General features: G+C 33.8%; 15 protein-coding genes. 1 reads left to right on the forward strand and 14 read right to left on the reverse strand.

The genetic code is table 11. From position 1 onward, the window contains the following. Genes hutI through QJ521_RS07250 form a run of 7 tightly spaced genes read right to left on the reverse strand, consistent with a single transcriptional unit; the run spans position 1 to position 9221 of the window. A complete protein-coding gene (gene hutI, locus QJ521_RS07220) occupies positions 1-1257 on the reverse strand; it encodes an imidazolonepropionase (RefSeq protein WP_282839782.1) in 1257 nt (418 codons plus the stop codon). Between the two features lie 12 nt (positions 1258-1269). Then, positions 1270-2232 carry a glutamate formimidoyltransferase gene (ftcD, locus tag QJ521_RS07225; protein WP_282839783.1) on the reverse strand — a complete coding sequence of 321 codons (963 nt, stop codon included), beginning with the start codon at positions 2230-2232 and terminating at the stop codon, positions 1270-1272. Beyond that, positions 2229-4247, reverse strand: a complete 2019-nt coding sequence (gene hutU, locus QJ521_RS07230; RefSeq protein WP_282839784.1) for a urocanate hydratase — start codon at positions 4245-4247, stop codon at positions 2229-2231. Before hutU ends, ftcD begins: the two co-directional genes overlap by 4 nt. Further along, on the reverse strand, positions 4244-5767 hold the full coding sequence (hutH, locus tag QJ521_RS07235; RefSeq protein WP_282839785.1) for a histidine ammonia-lyase: 1524 nt from the start codon (positions 5765-5767) through the stop codon (positions 4244-4246). The genes hutU and hutH overlap by 4 nt, the downstream gene beginning before the upstream one ends. Positions 5768-5823: 56 nt before the next feature. After that, complete coding sequence (locus QJ521_RS07240; protein ID WP_282839786.1) at positions 5824-6729, reverse strand: bifunctional enoyl-CoA hydratase/phosphate acetyltransferase; 906 nt, start codon at positions 6727-6729, stop codon at positions 5824-5826. A 12-nt stretch (positions 6730-6741) separates the two neighbouring features. After that, positions 6742-7812, reverse strand: a complete 1071-nt coding sequence (gene buk / locus QJ521_RS07245) for a butyrate kinase (protein WP_282839787.1) — start codon at positions 7810-7812, stop codon at positions 6742-6744. A gap of 17 nt (positions 7813-7829) precedes the next feature. Beyond that, entirely contained in the window at positions 7830-9221 is a 1392-nt protein-coding gene (locus tag QJ521_RS07250) for a tryptophanase (protein WP_282839788.1), read from the reverse strand. A 198-nt stretch (positions 9222-9419) separates the two neighbouring features. Between QJ521_RS07250 and QJ521_RS07255 the strand changes: the two genes are divergently transcribed. Beyond that, positions 9420-10595, forward strand: coding sequence for an NAD(P)-dependent malic enzyme (locus tag QJ521_RS07255; protein WP_282839789.1), 1176 nt, complete (start codon positions 9420-9422; stop codon positions 10593-10595). Positions 10596-10632: 37 nt separating this feature from the next. Here QJ521_RS07255 and QJ521_RS07260 read toward each other — a convergent pair whose 3' ends face one another. The 7 genes from QJ521_RS07260 to QJ521_RS07290 form a co-directional block, all read right to left on the reverse strand. Further along, on the reverse strand, positions 10633-11334 hold the full coding sequence (locus tag QJ521_RS07260; RefSeq protein WP_282839790.1) for a DUF975 family protein: 702 nt from the start codon (positions 11332-11334) through the stop codon (positions 10633-10635). 815 nt (positions 11335-12149) lie between these two features. Then, a complete protein-coding gene (locus tag QJ521_RS07265; RefSeq protein ID WP_282839791.1) occupies positions 12150-12605 on the reverse strand; it encodes a conotoxin in 456 nt (151 codons plus the stop codon). A gap of 304 nt (positions 12606-12909) precedes the next feature. Continuing rightward, the gene (locus QJ521_RS07270) at positions 12910-13989 is read right to left on the reverse strand and encodes an NADH:ubiquinone reductase (Na(+)-transporting) subunit F (protein WP_282839792.1); all 1080 of its coding nucleotides are present in this window, start codon (positions 13987-13989) and stop codon (positions 12910-12912) included. 13 nt (positions 13990-14002) lie between these two features. Beyond that, entirely contained in the window at positions 14003-14584 is a 582-nt protein-coding gene (locus QJ521_RS07275) for an Rnf-Nqr domain containing protein (protein ID WP_282839793.1), read from the reverse strand. Positions 14585-14597: 13 nt separating this feature from the next. Continuing rightward, a complete protein-coding gene (gene rsxE, locus QJ521_RS07280) occupies positions 14598-15224 on the reverse strand; it encodes an electron transport complex subunit RsxE (protein ID WP_282839794.1) in 627 nt (208 codons plus the stop codon). Positions 15225-15235: 11 nt separating this feature from the next. Continuing rightward, a complete protein-coding gene (locus tag QJ521_RS07285) occupies positions 15236-15820 on the reverse strand; it encodes an FMN-binding protein (RefSeq protein WP_282839795.1) in 585 nt (194 codons plus the stop codon). After that, on the reverse strand, positions 15817-16752 hold the full coding sequence (locus QJ521_RS07290; protein ID WP_282839796.1) for an RnfABCDGE type electron transport complex subunit D: 936 nt from the start codon (positions 16750-16752) through the stop codon (positions 15817-15819). The genes QJ521_RS07285 and QJ521_RS07290 overlap by 4 nt, the downstream gene beginning before the upstream one ends. Between the last annotated feature and the right edge of the window lie 177 nt (positions 16753-16929).

The following is a 16929-nucleotide window of genomic DNA, read 5'->3' on the forward strand; positions in this document are numbered from 1 at the left end:
TTACCTCACAATCTGTCGATTAAGCACGACTGGCTTTCCCTTTATATATACATCACTTGCATGATTAATTCCATAATGATACAAAATATATGTTAAATTGGGTGCATCTAGAATAACAAAATCTGCTGACTTACCAACCTCAAGTGAACCTTTTTCTTGATGTAAGCCTAAATGAAATGCAGGATTAATAGTTACTGCATTCAATACTTCTTCTGGCATCATTTGTAGTTGGTTTGATGCAAGTTGCATAATGAACTGAAAATTTTCTGTTGGACAACTTCCAGGATTGTAGTCTCCTGAGATTGCAACTGCTACTTGATGATCAATCATTTTTCTAGCATTTGCATATTTTTTTCTAAGATAAAACGAAGTTCCAGGTAACAAATTAGCTATAGTATTGCTATGCGCTAACTTCTCAATATCTTGATCAGAGATAGCCATAAGATGATCAACACTAGTTGCTCCAAGCTCTACACCAAGACCTGCGCCACCTAAAGGATGAATTTCATCAGCATGTAACTTAATCTTAAAACCTAAGGCTTTTGCATGACTTAGAATTCTCTTCGTATCTTTTACTGAAAAAACTCCAGACTCACAAAATACATCAACAGCTTCAGCAAGATTCTCTGATTTAATAATATCCATATCTAGAAGCATTTGATCGATATACAAATCTTTGTCATCTTTAAACTCTTTTGGGATTGCGTGTGCTCCCATGTATGTTGATACAATATGTACTGGATGTACTTGATTGAGTTTCTTGTTTACTTTAAGTTGCTTAATTTCATGATCTAGATTTAACCCATAACCACTTTTAGACTCTATTGTTGTTACACCATAAAGCATCATTTCATCTAATGACTTCTTTGCTTTTTCAAATAAATCATTAAAAGATGCTTTTCTTGTCATTTCAACTGTACCTAAAATGCCACCACCTTCAGCAAGTATTTGCAAATATGGTGTTCCTGCGATTAATCTTTTATACTCAGATTCTCTTGATCCGCCATGTACCAAGTGTGTATGTGAGTCTATTAACCCTGGAATCACTATTTTTTGATTAGCATCATGAATGATTGTATTCGGACCCGTATGTTTATGATAGTTTCCAGATCCAATAGCAATAATGACTCCATCTTTAATTGCCATATATGCATGATGAATTTCATGAATTGACATCATATCACGACCATGAACAGGTGGCTTTTTGTATGGTGTATAGATTGTGCTAATATTTGTTATGATTAAATCTGCAGACATTTGAATTCCCCCTTATAGGTTTGCTTCTATAATTTTTAATACATCAAAATCTCTTAACCCTATATATTCTTGTGCATATTTAACAACATCATTAAATGACATGTCTTTATCGAAATCTATCTGGTTCACAGCTTGATAATACTTGATTGTATCCATAAGTGTTTCCATAGGAATAAGACCTACAACCTCAGAACCTGTGACTTCAACATGATACCTTCTACATTCCATTTTAACAGTTTCAAATACTCTATAAATCGGATTTTTCTTAAAATCTAAAATGTTCATGGTTACTTGAGTATGTTTTCTTTCCTCAAGATAAGCAGGCCCTGCTTGAACATATTGAAATCCTCCTGAAGATTGCCTGATTGATTTTGCAATTGCACGAGCTGTTTTCTCGTTATCTGTAGATAAGTCAATATTATAGGCAATTAAAGGTATTCTTGCACCTATTGCAGTTACCCCAAATGTTGGATGAACTTCAGCTTGACCATAATCAGGTTTCCAGAGAGAATCTTTTAGTTTCTCTTTCATTCCTTCATATTCACCTTTGCGAATATGTGGTAACTGTACTCTTGATTCATCTTGTGCTGCTAATGCATATAAAAACACTGGAATATTATGTGTGCTTGATACTTTTTCAGCCAGTATTTTCGCATACTCGATACATGCTTCAACTTTTATATCAGCAATCGGAATAAACGGGCAGACATCAACAGCTCCCATTCTAGGGTGCTCACCTTTGTGTTCATTCATATTGATTTTTTCTAATGCTCTTCCATAAAATTCTACTAGGGGTTCAATCATTTTTTCAGGATCACCTAATAAAGTAATAACACTTCTATTATAATCTTTATCGGGTTCTACACTTATACATTTAAATCCCTCTTTATTTTTAAGTGGTTCAGTAATGTATTCAATTTTAGCTAAATCTATTCCTTCTGAAATATTGGGTACACATTGAACGATTTTATTCACGACTTAACCTCTTTTCTTTTATACTTTAAAATGCTTTTTTTTATCATTTCATCGTCAGCTATATAAGGAATTGTTATTGTTGAATTGTTATCTAATTCATTATAAAGTTTTGATGTTTCAATCGCATGCTCATTTCTAGCCCATGATCTTCGTGATACGCCAGCCATAACATCATATAACATGGCTTGTTTTAAGATGTCATCGACTCGTGGTGATCCATCTAGAACCATACCATAACCCCCATTGATTGCCTTACCTATTCCGACACCTCCACCATTATGAAGTGCAACTAAGCTCATACCCCTTGAAGCGTTACCTAAAGCGACGTGGGTAGCCATATCTGCCATAATATTTGAACCATCCTTAATATTGGATGTTTCTCTAAATGGACTGTCTGTTCCACCTGTGTCATGATGATCTCTACCTAGCATGATTGGTCCTATTTCTTTATTCCTTACCATTTCGTTAAACTTTAATGCGATCTTTAGTCTACCATAAGCATCTTGATACAAAATTCTAGCTTGCGTGCCTACGACCAAATGATTTTTCTTAGCATTTTTTATCCAGTAATAATTATCTAAGTCTTGAAACCTTCTGTTTTGATCAATCATATCCATTGCTGCTTGATCGGTTTTATCAAGGTCACTTTCTTTTCCTGAAAGACAAACCCAACGGAAAGGTCCATAACCATAATCAAATAAAACAGGACCCATAATATCTTCTACATATGATGGATAAATAAATCCATCTAAATCATTTTCTTTATTTTTGCATACATGTTTAACTCCGGCATCATAAACTGCTTTTAGAAAACTGTTGCCGTAATCAAAGAAATATGTTCCTTGATCAACTAATTTTTCAACTGCGTTAATGTGTTGGATTAAACTTTGATTGACACGTAGAATAAACTCATCTTTATCTTTATTAAGTAGTTCTGTTCTTTCATCAAAGGTAATGCCTTGTGGACAGTAACCTCCATCGTATACTGCATGACAACTTGTTTGATCGCTTAAAAGATCTATGTGTATGTTTTTCTCAATCGCATACTCGAGTAAATCTACAATATTGCCGTAGAACGCAATCGCACATGATTCACCTTTTTCCATAGATGCTTGTGCATGTGAAAAAGCATCACCAGGCGATTTCGCAACTTTATCAATCCAGCCTTGTTTAAACCTTGTAGATATTCGTGAAGCATCAACCTCAGCTATAATACCAACACCACCAGCGATGGTTGTAGCTTTTCCTTGAGCACCACTCATACCACCTAAACCAGATGAAACAAAGAGTTTACCTTTGAGATTATCTTTCTTTCCGATACCTAATTTAATTCTTCCTGCATTAAGCAGTGTTGAATAAGTTCCATGAACAATACCTTGTGGTCCAATGTACATCCAACCACCAGCTGTCATCTGTCCATAGTTAGCAACACCTAATGCTGCTGCACGATTAAATGACTCTAGGTTATCATATGCACCAATCATTAAACCATTAGTAATGATAACTCTTGGTGCTTGAGGATTTGATAAATATAGTCCTAATGGGTGCCCCGATAAAACAACTAAGGTTTGTGAATCATTCATCATCTCGAGGTATTTTTTGATGATATGATATTGCATCCAGTTTTGAACGACTTGTCCTGTTTCACCATAAGTCACTAACTCATAAGGATAAAGAGCAACTTCAAAATCTAGATTGTTATCTATCATGACTTGAAATGCTTTGCCTTCTAATGTATTTGCTTGATAATCATCTATTGGTTTCCCATAGATTCTTCCCTTAGGTCTAAATCGATATCCATAAATTCTACCTTTTGTCATAAGTTCTTCTGTAAACTCTAACGATAAAATTTCATGCCATTCTTCAGGAATATATCTTAATGCATTTTTTACAGCTAAAACGATTTCATCATCTGTTAAAGTTAGTTCTCTTTTAGGTGCTCTTCGAATGGATTGATTGAATTCAGGATAATCAGGAAGTTCTTTAAATATTGATTTTAAATTGATTCCAATCAAAGATCATCAGTCCCTTCGAATATGTTATGAATAAAGGATTCATCACTGATTATTTTTTCGATTTGATGCATATATGGATATAGAGGTTCATCATGTTCAATAAACGGAATAAAATGACGAATAAATTGATATGCTTTTTGAGTTCTTATACCTAATTTTTTTTGTTCTCTAAAATCAAGAGCTTGTGCAGCAGTCAACAATTCAATCGCAATCACTTTTCTTGTGTTTTCTAAAATGGATTTAGCTTTTCTTGCAGATATTGCACCCATAGAAACATGATCTTCTTGGTTTGCTGATGAGGGAATTGAATCGACAGATGCAGGATGTGATAAGACCTTGTTTTCACTGACTAATGATGCTGCAGTGTATTGGACAATCATAAATCCTGAATTCAATCCTGAGTGTTTTGCCAAGAATGGTGGAAGTCCACATGAAAGATGTGGATTAACCATGCGTTCAATGCGTCTTTCACTAATATTAGCAAGTTCTGAAAGTGCAATTGCCATATAATCAAATGCTAATGCAAGTGGTTGACCATGAAAGTTTCCAGCACTAACAGCTATATTTTCGTCTAATAACAAGATAGGATTATCGGTTACTGCATTCATTTCTCTTTCAACAATGTCAAATATATGACGAAATGCATCAAGAGACGCACCGTGCACTTGAGGTGCACAACGAAGGCTATATGCATCTTGTACACGCATTTCATTTTGTTTAGTAACATGCTGACTGCCTTTTAAGTTTTCAACCACTTCTTTTGCTACATCTATTTGTCCGTTTTGATTACGAATTTGATGCACTACTGGGTGATAAGCGTCCATAACACCACCTAACGCTTCCATGGTTAATGATAGTGATAAGTTTGCTATTTTTAATAAGTTCATCGCATCATATAAAACAAGTCCTCCAATGGCACTCATACCTTGTGTACCATTGATTAAACTTAATCCCTCTTTTGCTTTTAATTTAGGTAGTGGTTTTATATTTGCTTTTTCTAATGCTTTCATTGTATCTAGGCGTTCGTTTTGATAATAAACTTCACCTAAACCAACAAGTGGTAAACTCATATGAGATAGCAAAGCTAAGTCTCCACTTGCACCAAGACTACCTTTTTCAAAAACTACAGGAATAATATTCTCATTTAAGTATTCAGCAAGTTTAAGTATCGTTTCTAGGGTTATACCACTATAACCTTTGATTAAAGCATTAATTCTTAGAGTCATCATTGCTCGAACAACTTCTATTGGTAAAGGTTCTCCTACACCACAAGCATGGCTTTTTAGAAGGTTAATTTGTAATTCCTCAACTTGGTTTTTATTAATTTTTACGTGTGCTAAATGCCCAAAACCTGTATTAATACCATAAACTGCTTGATCGTGCTTAACAACATCTTCAACAAAAAGACTCGCTTGTTGAATGAGCTTTTTACTTTTCTCATCTATAGATATTTTTTCATGATGTCTTGCTATTTGAACTAAGTCTTTTAATGTTAAAGCATTACCATCTAATTGAATCATGATTCCACCTCGTCTACTTATCTTGATTGTTTAATAACAAATATGTGTGACAAATATTATAATCCATCAGCAACTAATGCTGCTAAAGCAATGGAATAAAATTTAGATTCTCTCGAATCTGCTCTACTTGTTAATACAATAGGCTTTTTAGCCCCCGCGATAATACTTGCACTCTTTGCATTACCCAAAAACATCATGCTCTTATAGAATATATTTCCTGATTCAATTTGTGGCATCAATAAAAAATCAACATTCCCAGCCATTGGATCTTCAATTTCCTTAATTTGTGCAGCTTCCTTATTAATAGCGTTATCCATCGCAAATGGTCCGCCTATGGTGCACCCTTTAATTCGGTCATTTTGATTTCTTATAATAAGCTCTTGTGCATCTAGTGTTGCTTGCATCTTAGGATTTACTTTTTCAACAGCTGCAATGCATCCTACTAAAGGATGTTTTATTCCCATTGCATGAGCAATCAAAACACCATTTTCAATAATTTCTTGTTTAACATCAACATCTGGGTTAATGTTCATAGCCCCATCACTCATTAATAAAATTTTATGGTAACTTGGGATTTCCATAACACTCACATGAGATAATCTGTTAGGTGTTCTTAAACCAAAATCTCGATCTAGTGCTGCTCTTAAAATAATGGATGAATCCACAAACCCCTTCATTAAAATATCTGCTTTTCCACCACTTACAAGTTTAACTGCTTCTTGAGATGCTAATGCGGGATCAGAAATATCGATAATTTTATAGCCTTGTTGACTTATCTTTAGTTCTTTAAGCATTTTTTCGATTTCTTTTTTATCTCCAACAAGTATAGGATCAACCAGTTTAGCCTCTTTTGCCATATGAACAGCTTCTAAAACATGATAGTCGTTTGCTGCTGCAACAGCAATTCTTTTAGGTTCAAGTAATTGTGCTTTTTTTATAATGTCTTGCATTGATTTAATCATCGTTTCACCTACCTATTTATATTCTTTTGCAGTGTCTTCACCTTTTAGAACCCGAAGAGCACCTAATGCTAATGCTTCCATTTCATCTTCACCAGGGTAAATAAGAATTGGCGCGATGAATTTAACTCGATCTGAAATCTCTTGAATTGCAATCTCATCATAAGCTAACCCACCTGTTAATATGATTGCATCTATTTCCCCTTTTAATACTGTGCTGCAACTACCAATTTCTTTTGCGATTTGATAGCACATAACTTCAAATATAAACTTTGCTTTTTCATCACCATTAACAATTCTTTCATGGATTTCGCGTCCATCATTAGTTCCTAAATACGCAACTAATCCACCTTGTCCATAATTTTTTCTTTGAATTTCTTTTAGTGTGTACTTTCCAGAAAAAACCATTTTATATAATGGACCCATTGGGACTGTACCGCTACGTTCAGGTGACATAGGTCCATCACCATCTAGTGCGTTATTCACATCAACAACTTTACCCTTTTTATGAACACCAACACTGATACCGCCACCTAAATGAGCGATAATCAAGTTAAGTTCCTTATATGGTTTACCCAAATCTTTAGCAGCCTTCATAGCAACTGCCTTTTGATTTAATGCGTGGAATAAACTATCTCTTTTAATTTCAGGCATTCCAGTATATCTAGCGATATCTTCCATTTCATCAACAGCTACTGGGTCTACGATAAAACTCGGTATGCCATATTGGCTTGCAATATGATGTGCAATGATACATCCTAAATTTGATGCATGCTCACCACGAACAGCTTTTTTAATATATTCCATCATTGCATCGTTGACATAATATGTTCCACCTGGAATAGGCTTTAACATACCACCTCTTCCAACAACTGCATCTAATGATGATATATCAATCTTTTCTTTTTCAAGACTTTGTGTTATTGCATGCATTCTAAAATCATATTGGTCGATAATATGTTCAAACTTTAATATTTCGGTTGAATCATGTTTAATATTGATATTATAAACACTTTTTTCATCTTCAAAAATAGATAACTTAGTACTCGTTGATCCTGGGTTTATTGCTAATATTTTAAATGGCATATGATGCCCTCCTTATTTTATAATGAATCAATCGGTTTAAAAACCGCTGTAAAATGTCTTAGTATAGGTGGTTCATAAACAAAAGCTAAACCTTTAAGCTCACTTCTATGTTCAAAAACATGAATTACTGCATCTGCAACAACATCTAAATGTCTATATGTATAAACTCTTCTAGGAATTGTTAATCTCATCAGTTCCATTTCACTTTGGATATTTTCATGTGTATCTGGATCCCTACCTAACAGTAAAGAGCCAATCTCTACAGCTCTAACGCCTGCTTCTATATAAATCGCATTCGTTACACTTTGTGCTGGAAATTGATCATATGGAATATGTGGTGCAATTGATTTGCAATCAACAAAAACTGCATGACCACCAATTGGATACTGAACAGGTACCCCAGCTTCTCTTAATCGATCTCCTAAGTATCTTACTTGATCAATGCGATGTCTTAAATAGTTTTCATCAAGAGCTTCCATAAGTCCAACCGCAAGAGCATCCATGTCTCGTCCATTCATACCACCATAAGTTGGAAAACCTTCCATTGGAACTATGTATGTTCTACATTTATTATAAAGCTCTTCATGATCTTTAATTGCAATAAAGCCCCCCATATTCACAAGTCCATCCTTTTTAGCACTCATTAAAAGGACATCTGCATAACTAAATGCTTCTCTAGCAATATCAATGATATCCATATCTTGATATCCTTCTTCTCTTTCTTTTATAAAGAATGCATTTTCTGCATAACGTGCACCATCAATGATTGTTGTGATACCATATTTTTTAGCCATTTCACTAACTTGTCGCATGTTTTCCATACTTACAGGTTGACCACCAGCTGAATTATTCGTAATGGTCATAATGATACCTGCAATATTTTCCTTGCCTTTATCAAGAATCGTTTTTTCCAGTTTATTTAAACAAAAATTACCTTTAAAGGGATGGTATGTCTGCAAATCAAAACAATCATCAATCACACAATCGATTGCTCTTGCACCAGCAAGTTCGACATGAGACCTTGTTGTATCAAAATGGATATTAGATATATAGTACATGCCCTTTTTAGTAACAAGCTGTGGTAAAAAGACCTGCTCTGCACCTCGCCCTTGATGTGCAGGTATAAAATATTGATAGTTAGTTATATTTTTCACAACACTTTCAAGTCTATAAAAGCTTCTACTACCTGCATAAGCTTCATCACCAATCATCAAAGCTGACCATTGTTCTTGACTCATTGCACTTGTTCCAGAATCAGTCAACAAATCGATATAGACATCTTCACTTCTCAAAGAAAAAGGGTTATACCCAGCGTTTTTTAAAATCTTAATGCGTTCTTCTTTCGTCGTTTGACGAATGTGTTCGATTACTTTTATACGATATGGTTCTGCAGCATATTTCTTTTTCATGTATTGTCTCCTTTTGTCTGATACTCTTATTATACATAATAAGTCATAAAAAATAAACCCCAAATGTAAGCGCTTTTAATGTTTTACTAAATTTTCCATTCATTTGCACAAAGAATACCCTTTAATCTCATTTTTTAACATTTTTATTAAATAAAACATGTTAAAATATAATCAACGTACATACATAAAGGAGTTATTATGAACTATAAAGAAGAGTCGATTAAATTACATAGAAAAATGCAAGGCAAAATTGAAATGATCTCTCGAGTAAAGATCAGGAATAAAGACGATTTATCTATCGTTTATTCACCAGGTGTAGCAGAACCTTCTTTAGAGATCTTTAAAGACAATAAACTAAGTTATTTATATACTAGAAAACATAATACAGTTGCTGTCATAACAGATGGTTCCGCTGTTTTAGGATTAGGAAACATCGGTGCACAAGCAAGTATGCCTGTTATGGAAGGTAAGGCTGTATTATTCAAGTTACTTGGTGATGTTGATGCAATCCCATTGTGTCTAGATACACAAGATACGAATGAAATTATTAAGACGATTACAATACTATCTAAAAGCTTTGGTGGAATCAATTTAGAAGATATATCCGCTCCAAGATGCTTTGAGATTGAAAATGCTTTGAAAAAGTCTTGTGATATACCAATATTCCATGATGATCAGCATGGTACTGCTATTGTTGTTGGTGCTGCATTATTAAACGCATTAAAGCTTGCTGAAAAAAAGATTACCCATGTTAAGATTGTCATTAATGGTGCTGGTTCTGCAGGCACAGCTATCGCGAATTTTCTAATATCCATTGGAGCACAACATATTATCGTCTGTGATAAATTCGGAATACTATCAAAATCAGATCCTACACTATCAAAAGCTCATAGAATATTATCTGAAAAAACAAACCAAGAGCAATTAACAGGAAAGTTGGGAGTAGCAATGAAAGATGCTGATGTTTTTATTGGTGTATCAGTTGCTGGTTGTGTGAGTAAAGATATGATTTCATCTATGAATCATAAATCTATTGTGTTTGCTATGGCAAACCCAATACCTGAAATACTTCCTGAAGATGCATACGATGCTGGAGCTTATATTGTTGGAACTGGAAGCTCGAAGTATAGTAACCAAATCAATAATGTTTTGGCCTTCCCTGGCATTTTTAGAGGTGCTTTAGATGCTCATGCAAAAGAAATAACTTACGATATGATGAAGGCAGCATCCCTTGCAATCGCTAACTCCATTCAGCAAAAAGATTTAAGAACTGATTATATTATTCCTGACCCCTTGGATAAACAGGTTCATCAAAGTATCGCTAAAGCTGTGCACGATTCAGCTCTTATAACAAAAGTAGAAAAAACACATTAAATTAAAAGCCTCCAAAAATGGAGGCTTCACTTTTTTATCAATATTCTTCCTGTACTTCGTTAACAACTGGATTATGTTTTAAATAAATTTCTTCATAATAAAGTGTTCTTGCTGTTGAATGCTTTGGAATAACCCATAACCAATAAATACCGAATGTAAATATACCTAGAATATAGTGTAGCAAATAACTTAGGTCTAATATGAATAAATCCATTTTATGTCCTCTTGTATATTCTTTTGATAATGTAATTGTATCAGCTGCATTAACTTCTGGTCTTAAATGCAATAAATAATATGTCATAGAATATGCATAGGCTTTAACAATACCTGGAATTATTAACAAGAGTGTCCACAACATAATATATAGTCCCATCAAAAATGAAGTCACGAACAACTTGACTGGGTTTGTTTTGAAACCAATTGCTAAAGCTTCTTCAATCACAGGCTTCTCATTTCTTGCTAATTGAATATAGACTCTCGCTGAAGCGTATAAGATAATTGCCCCAACTAAAGCTGCTAATAGCGAAAATAATAAGTTCAATACTGGGTTTCCTTCTCTAGTCATTATGAATGTCATTGTTTCCAAATCTAATGAATATTTTGTTGTAAATTGATCTCTAACAGTACCAACAGCACCTTGCACAACCATAAATATCAATAAAATTGGTATAACAACCCCATACTTCCCCTTCATGTTTTGCTTTGCTTTTTCTTTAATCTCGATTCTATTACTAATCATTTTTATGCCTTCTTTCTATTTTTTTGTGCTTAGCACATATTTCCCCAAATCGAAAACCATATAATAGCATTATACTACAATAAATATGAATATTCTATAACTTACACTACATAATTGGATAAAAAAACCAATCTTATCGCTTTCCTTCTAGATCATACAACTTTTTAGATTGCATCTATCAGGTTTTCACTAAGATTGGTTTTAAGGAGGATTGGATGATTGGCTTTTTGTACCACCAGGATCACGATTGATTTTCTCACAATCTCCCAGTGCCATACTTGTTAATTCTAATAGTTTTTCATTCTCTCTATATCACCTGGACCACAATCGGTTTCACTCGATCTCCTAGTGCCATATAGTCTAACATTTTAAATCTTTTCTTTGACTTTGTACCACCAAGACCACAATGACATTTTTATTCATTTCTTAGTGCCATACATCTTCTAACCTTTTATTTAAACCTACTATATCACCTGGACCACAATCAATTTCACTCGATCTCCTAGTGCCCTACAGTTCATTTAAACCTTTTAATCAATTTAATACTTTACTAACACCGGCTTGCCACCTGGACCACAATCGGTTTCACTCGATCTCCTAGTGCCGCAACCTTTTTTTGATTGATATTCTGAACCACCTGGACCATAATTGTTTTTTTACAATCTCCTAGTGCCATTCTGATCATCATTCATTTTGAATCTCATTTTACTAACTACACCCAGACCACAATCATATTTCCCATGATTTCTTAGTGCCTAGCTTTCGAAATGAACTTTCAAACTTTCTACTTTCATTTAAACCCTTTGTATCGTATGTTAATCTTTATTTGATAATGGGTAGAATGAAACTGCAACTTGTGAATTTACGTTAATGGAAACTGTTCCAGAAGCGTGATCACCAACAACTTTGATTTTATATTGTCCTTCGACTGTTTCTACTCTTGTAGTTTCTCTTAACTCTCTAATGTTGTTATATGGATCAATTAGGACAATTTTGAATCTACCATCTGTAACATATTCATAAACTGTGATTGTTACTGTTTGACTTCCTGAGAAGACGAAGAGTGTGTCAATTCCATCGTATGCTTTAAAGCTAATGTATGCATTGTTTTCTTCAACTCCACCTTCTAATGCTTCGTATGTTTTATAATCATCAAGCTTCAATATCTTATTTTGATTATCATAAATGTTTTGGTTTTGTTGTATTGTACAAGCTGTCAATAATACTAGGAAGACGAGCATTGAGAACATAATAGTTAATGTCTTTTTCATTTTTAAATCCTTTCCTTGGATTAACCCAATTCTTTTTTTATATTAACGATTCCTATTTTGATTTTTTTAATTATTTTTGTGAAATCATTAATTTTTTTAACTTACACCTTAATTATATTCATTTAAATATCGTTTGTCAAGTATTTTTATGAACTTTTATTGATTTTATTGATTTTTATATTGATTTTATTGATTTTTATTGATTTTTACTTAATTTTGGCAATATTTCTATTGATTTTTTGCAAATAAAAAACCCAAATCCTGGTTTTCACAGTCTTTAGGTTTAAATTTTTCTTTTGTTTTTTTAAGAAAAAGGATCGAAAAATACGTTTTCTTGTCTAATTTTATGCTTCTCTAAAACTTTAATACATGCGTGAATCATACCTGGTGATCCACATAAATATGCTTCTGATTCAGTCAAGTCAGCTGTATGTCTATCAACAACTTCGGTAATCAATCCAACTTCTCCATCCCAATCATCATTTGGATCGGGTGCGGATAACGCCGGAATATATTCAAAGTTTGGAAATTCTTTTGAAAGTTCTTTAAACTCTTCAGTATAATATAAATCTTTTTTAGTTACAGCTCCGAAAAAATATCTTACTTTTCTTGGCATTCCTTGATCTCTTAAAAAATACAGGATAGAACGAATCGGTGCTTTTCCAGATCCGCCGGCAATACAGATCATTTCTCTTTCTGACTCTTCTTGCAAATAGAAATCTCCATAAGGTCCTGTTAAAATGATTTTATCTCCGACTTCAAGTGCTTTATGGACGAAAGTCGTTGCCAGCCCCTTAGGTACTTGTCGTATGATGAGTTCAATCTGACTTGTTTCTTTTGGATGTGATGCAATAGAATATGCTCGAATAATATCTAGCCCTGGAACTTTAAGTTGTGCATATTGTCCCGGTTTAAATATCATTTCGTTTGGTTCAATCAGTTGAAATCTAACAAGTTTGATATCGTGGGTTAAATCTTCAATATGGATAACTTTTGTTTTATATTCCTTTGCATTCAACAATTCTTTAGGTATTTCAATTTTCATATTGTCACTAACCTTGACCTGACAAGATAAGCGAATACCATCTTTTAATTCTTGTTTGCTTAAAAATGGCAACTCTGTAGGTTTTGGTTCACCACCATCGATGAGCTTAAACTTACACAATCCACAAGTTGCCTTTCCACCACATGCAGAAGGAATAAATATTTTGTGTTCTGATAATGTGTTCAATACAGTATTATTTCCGGTAACTGGAATAATTTTATCATCATTGAGTTTTATTATTTTTTCTCCTCCACTACCGATTAGTTTCTCAGCAAGAATGAGTAGAAATGAAATAATTAACAATACGCCAATTAATATAACTGGAACTAAAAAATTCATATAGTACCTCCCATTAGATGTTTGCTAATCCAGAAAATCCAATAAATGCTAGTGCGACAATTCCTAATATAATAAAGACAATACCTTTTCCAGCAAGTCCTCTAGGAACATCACTGTTTCTTGACATTTTTTCTCTAATTCCAGCAAGTAAAACAATAGCAACTAACCACCCAACTGCAGAACCAAAAGCGAATGCTGTTGTTTCTACGAAATTATAATCTCTATTCACAAAGAATAATGATATGGCTAATACTGCACAGTTAACTGTGATGAGTGGTAAGTAAATACCGAATGCATTATATAGTTTAGGGAAGAATTTTTCTAAAATCATTTCTAAAAATTGAACGGTTGCAGCGATTGTAATAATGAAGATTAATAAGTTTAAGTTTGCAGTACCTGTTGTTTGTAGCAATTGATAAATAGGCCAGTTAATCATAGCAGTAATTGTAACGACAAACACAACAGCCATCCCCATACCTTTAGCATTCTTCACATTTGTAGAGATTGCAATAAGTGGACACATACCAAGGATGTAAACCAATGCGATATTGTGACTAAGAATTGAAGCTATAATAAGTTCTAGTAAATTGTTCATGGTTTATCTCCTCCTATTCTTCCATCTCGTAATAATGTGTCATTTCTCTAATCAACCAGATAAATAGTCCTAAAACGAAGAATCCTCCTGGTGCCATAGCCATAACGACCCAATTATTCCAATTAGCAGGCATGATACGATAATCTAGCAATGTACCAAATGCAAGCAACTCTCTAACAACAGCAACAGCAATAAGTACATATGTGTAACCCATACCGCTTGCGAATCCATCAACTAATGTATATTTTACTGGGTTTTTAGCTGCGAATGCTTCGGCTCTACCCATAACAATACAGTTTGTTATAATTAACCCAACATACGCACCAAGTGCACTTGCGATACTCGGGAAGTAAGCTTGAAGAAACATTTGAACTAATATAACGAATGATGAAATGATAACCATATAAGTAACCATTCTAACTTTTGATGGGATAAAGTTTCTAACAAGAGATACAGTAGCTGAACTTGCCATAATAACAAATGTAACACCTAAGCCCATAGCAATTGCATTTTCAACTCTATTTGTTACAGCAAGTGCTGAACAAATACCAAGAACTGCAATGACGATTGGATTGTTTCTTGATAAACCATCTTTTAAAATATTATATGGTTTTGTATATAATAATCGAATGAGTCTCATGAGTTCTCCTTTCAGTCGTTGCGGCTATTCCAAGCATCAAGATGCAAGGCATATGCGTTATTCAATATATTTCTAAATGCATTAGATGTTCTGGTTGCTCCAACGATTGCGTCAACTTCGTTATCAGCATCTGGATCAACTGTTTTAGTAATAATGAGTTCAGGAACCATTTTGACACCAACAAATTTAGCCAAATATTGACTTTCAGCAACAACTCCACCTAAACCAGGTGTTTCTTCTTGTTGTAGAACAGCAACTGCTTTTATGGTTTCAAAATCGGATTCTAAAGTAATAATACCAGTAATTGGTCCCCATACCCCTCCACCATCGAAGTGAAAGCTAATCGCTCCAGAGTTCTCTTCTAAATAAAAGATTAATCCATCAATTTCTATAATTTGAACATGATCATCAAATACATCGTGGATGTTCGCGTATGTGAATTCAATATCATATGCCTTAAGAAGTGTCGCTTTAATCTCGGCTTCCTCATTTGCAATAATGCGTTCTCTAGTTAAATGATCCATACCAAGTAATAACAAAGATGTCACAGATCCTAAAACGACAACAAATAGTATTAATTTTAAATGTTGTATCATTCTGTAACCTCCTCAACTTCATTTAATTTATCTTTTAAAGTCATATTATCAATAAGTGGTGCAATAGCATTCATAATGATGATTGCAAAAATAACACCTTCTTGAAATGCACCAAAGACTCTAATAACGACTGTTATAAAACCAAGACCAAATCCATAAATAACTCGACCCCATGATGTTAGTGGCGCAGTTACAGGATCGGTAGCAACAAAAAATGCTCCAAATAGTAACCCTCCAACAATTAAGGATAACAATGGATCTCCAAATGTATCAGGATCAACTAAGTTACCAATACCCATTAGAACAAATACTGTAGCAATATATGATAACGGGATACGCCAATCGGCAACTTTGAGTAATAAGAGTAGCACACCTAATACTAAAATACCAAGTCTGAATGTTTCACCTACAGAACCAGGAACATTTCCCATGAAAAAATCCATTATCTCATGATTAAATGGAAGACCTCTATTGAATAAATTCAAAGGAGTAGCTCCACCAACGATATCACCTGACTTGGGATCTATCCATCCTGTAATCATTTGTGCAGGAAAAGAAATGAGTAGGAATAGTGCGCCAACAATTGACGGATTAAAAATATTCTTCCCACTTCCTCCAAATAAGCTTTTTGCAAAAAATGTACCAAATATAGCACCAACAGCAACCATCCATAAAGGTAGCGTTGAAGGGAGTAATAAAGTAAAAATTAATGGCGTAACAAATATCGTTACATCAAGTTTTTTCTTTCTAACTTTCGCAAATAATACTTCTACTGAAATTGAACTTACAAAAGCGACAGCAGCCATTGCAAGTACAATCCAACCAAAAATTACACTCCCTGATAACAATAAAATTGCAAGTGATACAATTAAAATCAGGTTGTTTTTCTTAGACAATGTTTCATTTCGAACAGACGAAATCGTTTGTGTCATGTTGTCACCACTTTCTTCATATCATCATCAAAAGATGATTTTACTTGATGGAGTTGGTCAAACCATCGTAAATTTTAATTTTATTATAGCATTTCATATCTATAATAACAAACAGCAAGCACTCAAAATCAGAGTTTTTTGAATCATTGGTTTATATGATTTAGAATTCTTTCTTAA

Origin of the sequence: Peloplasma aerotolerans, from assembly GCF_030012175.1 — a bacterium.
Taxonomy (GTDB): domain Bacteria; phylum Bacillota_I; class Bacilli_A; order Acholeplasmatales; family Acholeplasmataceae; genus Peloplasma; species Peloplasma aerotolerans.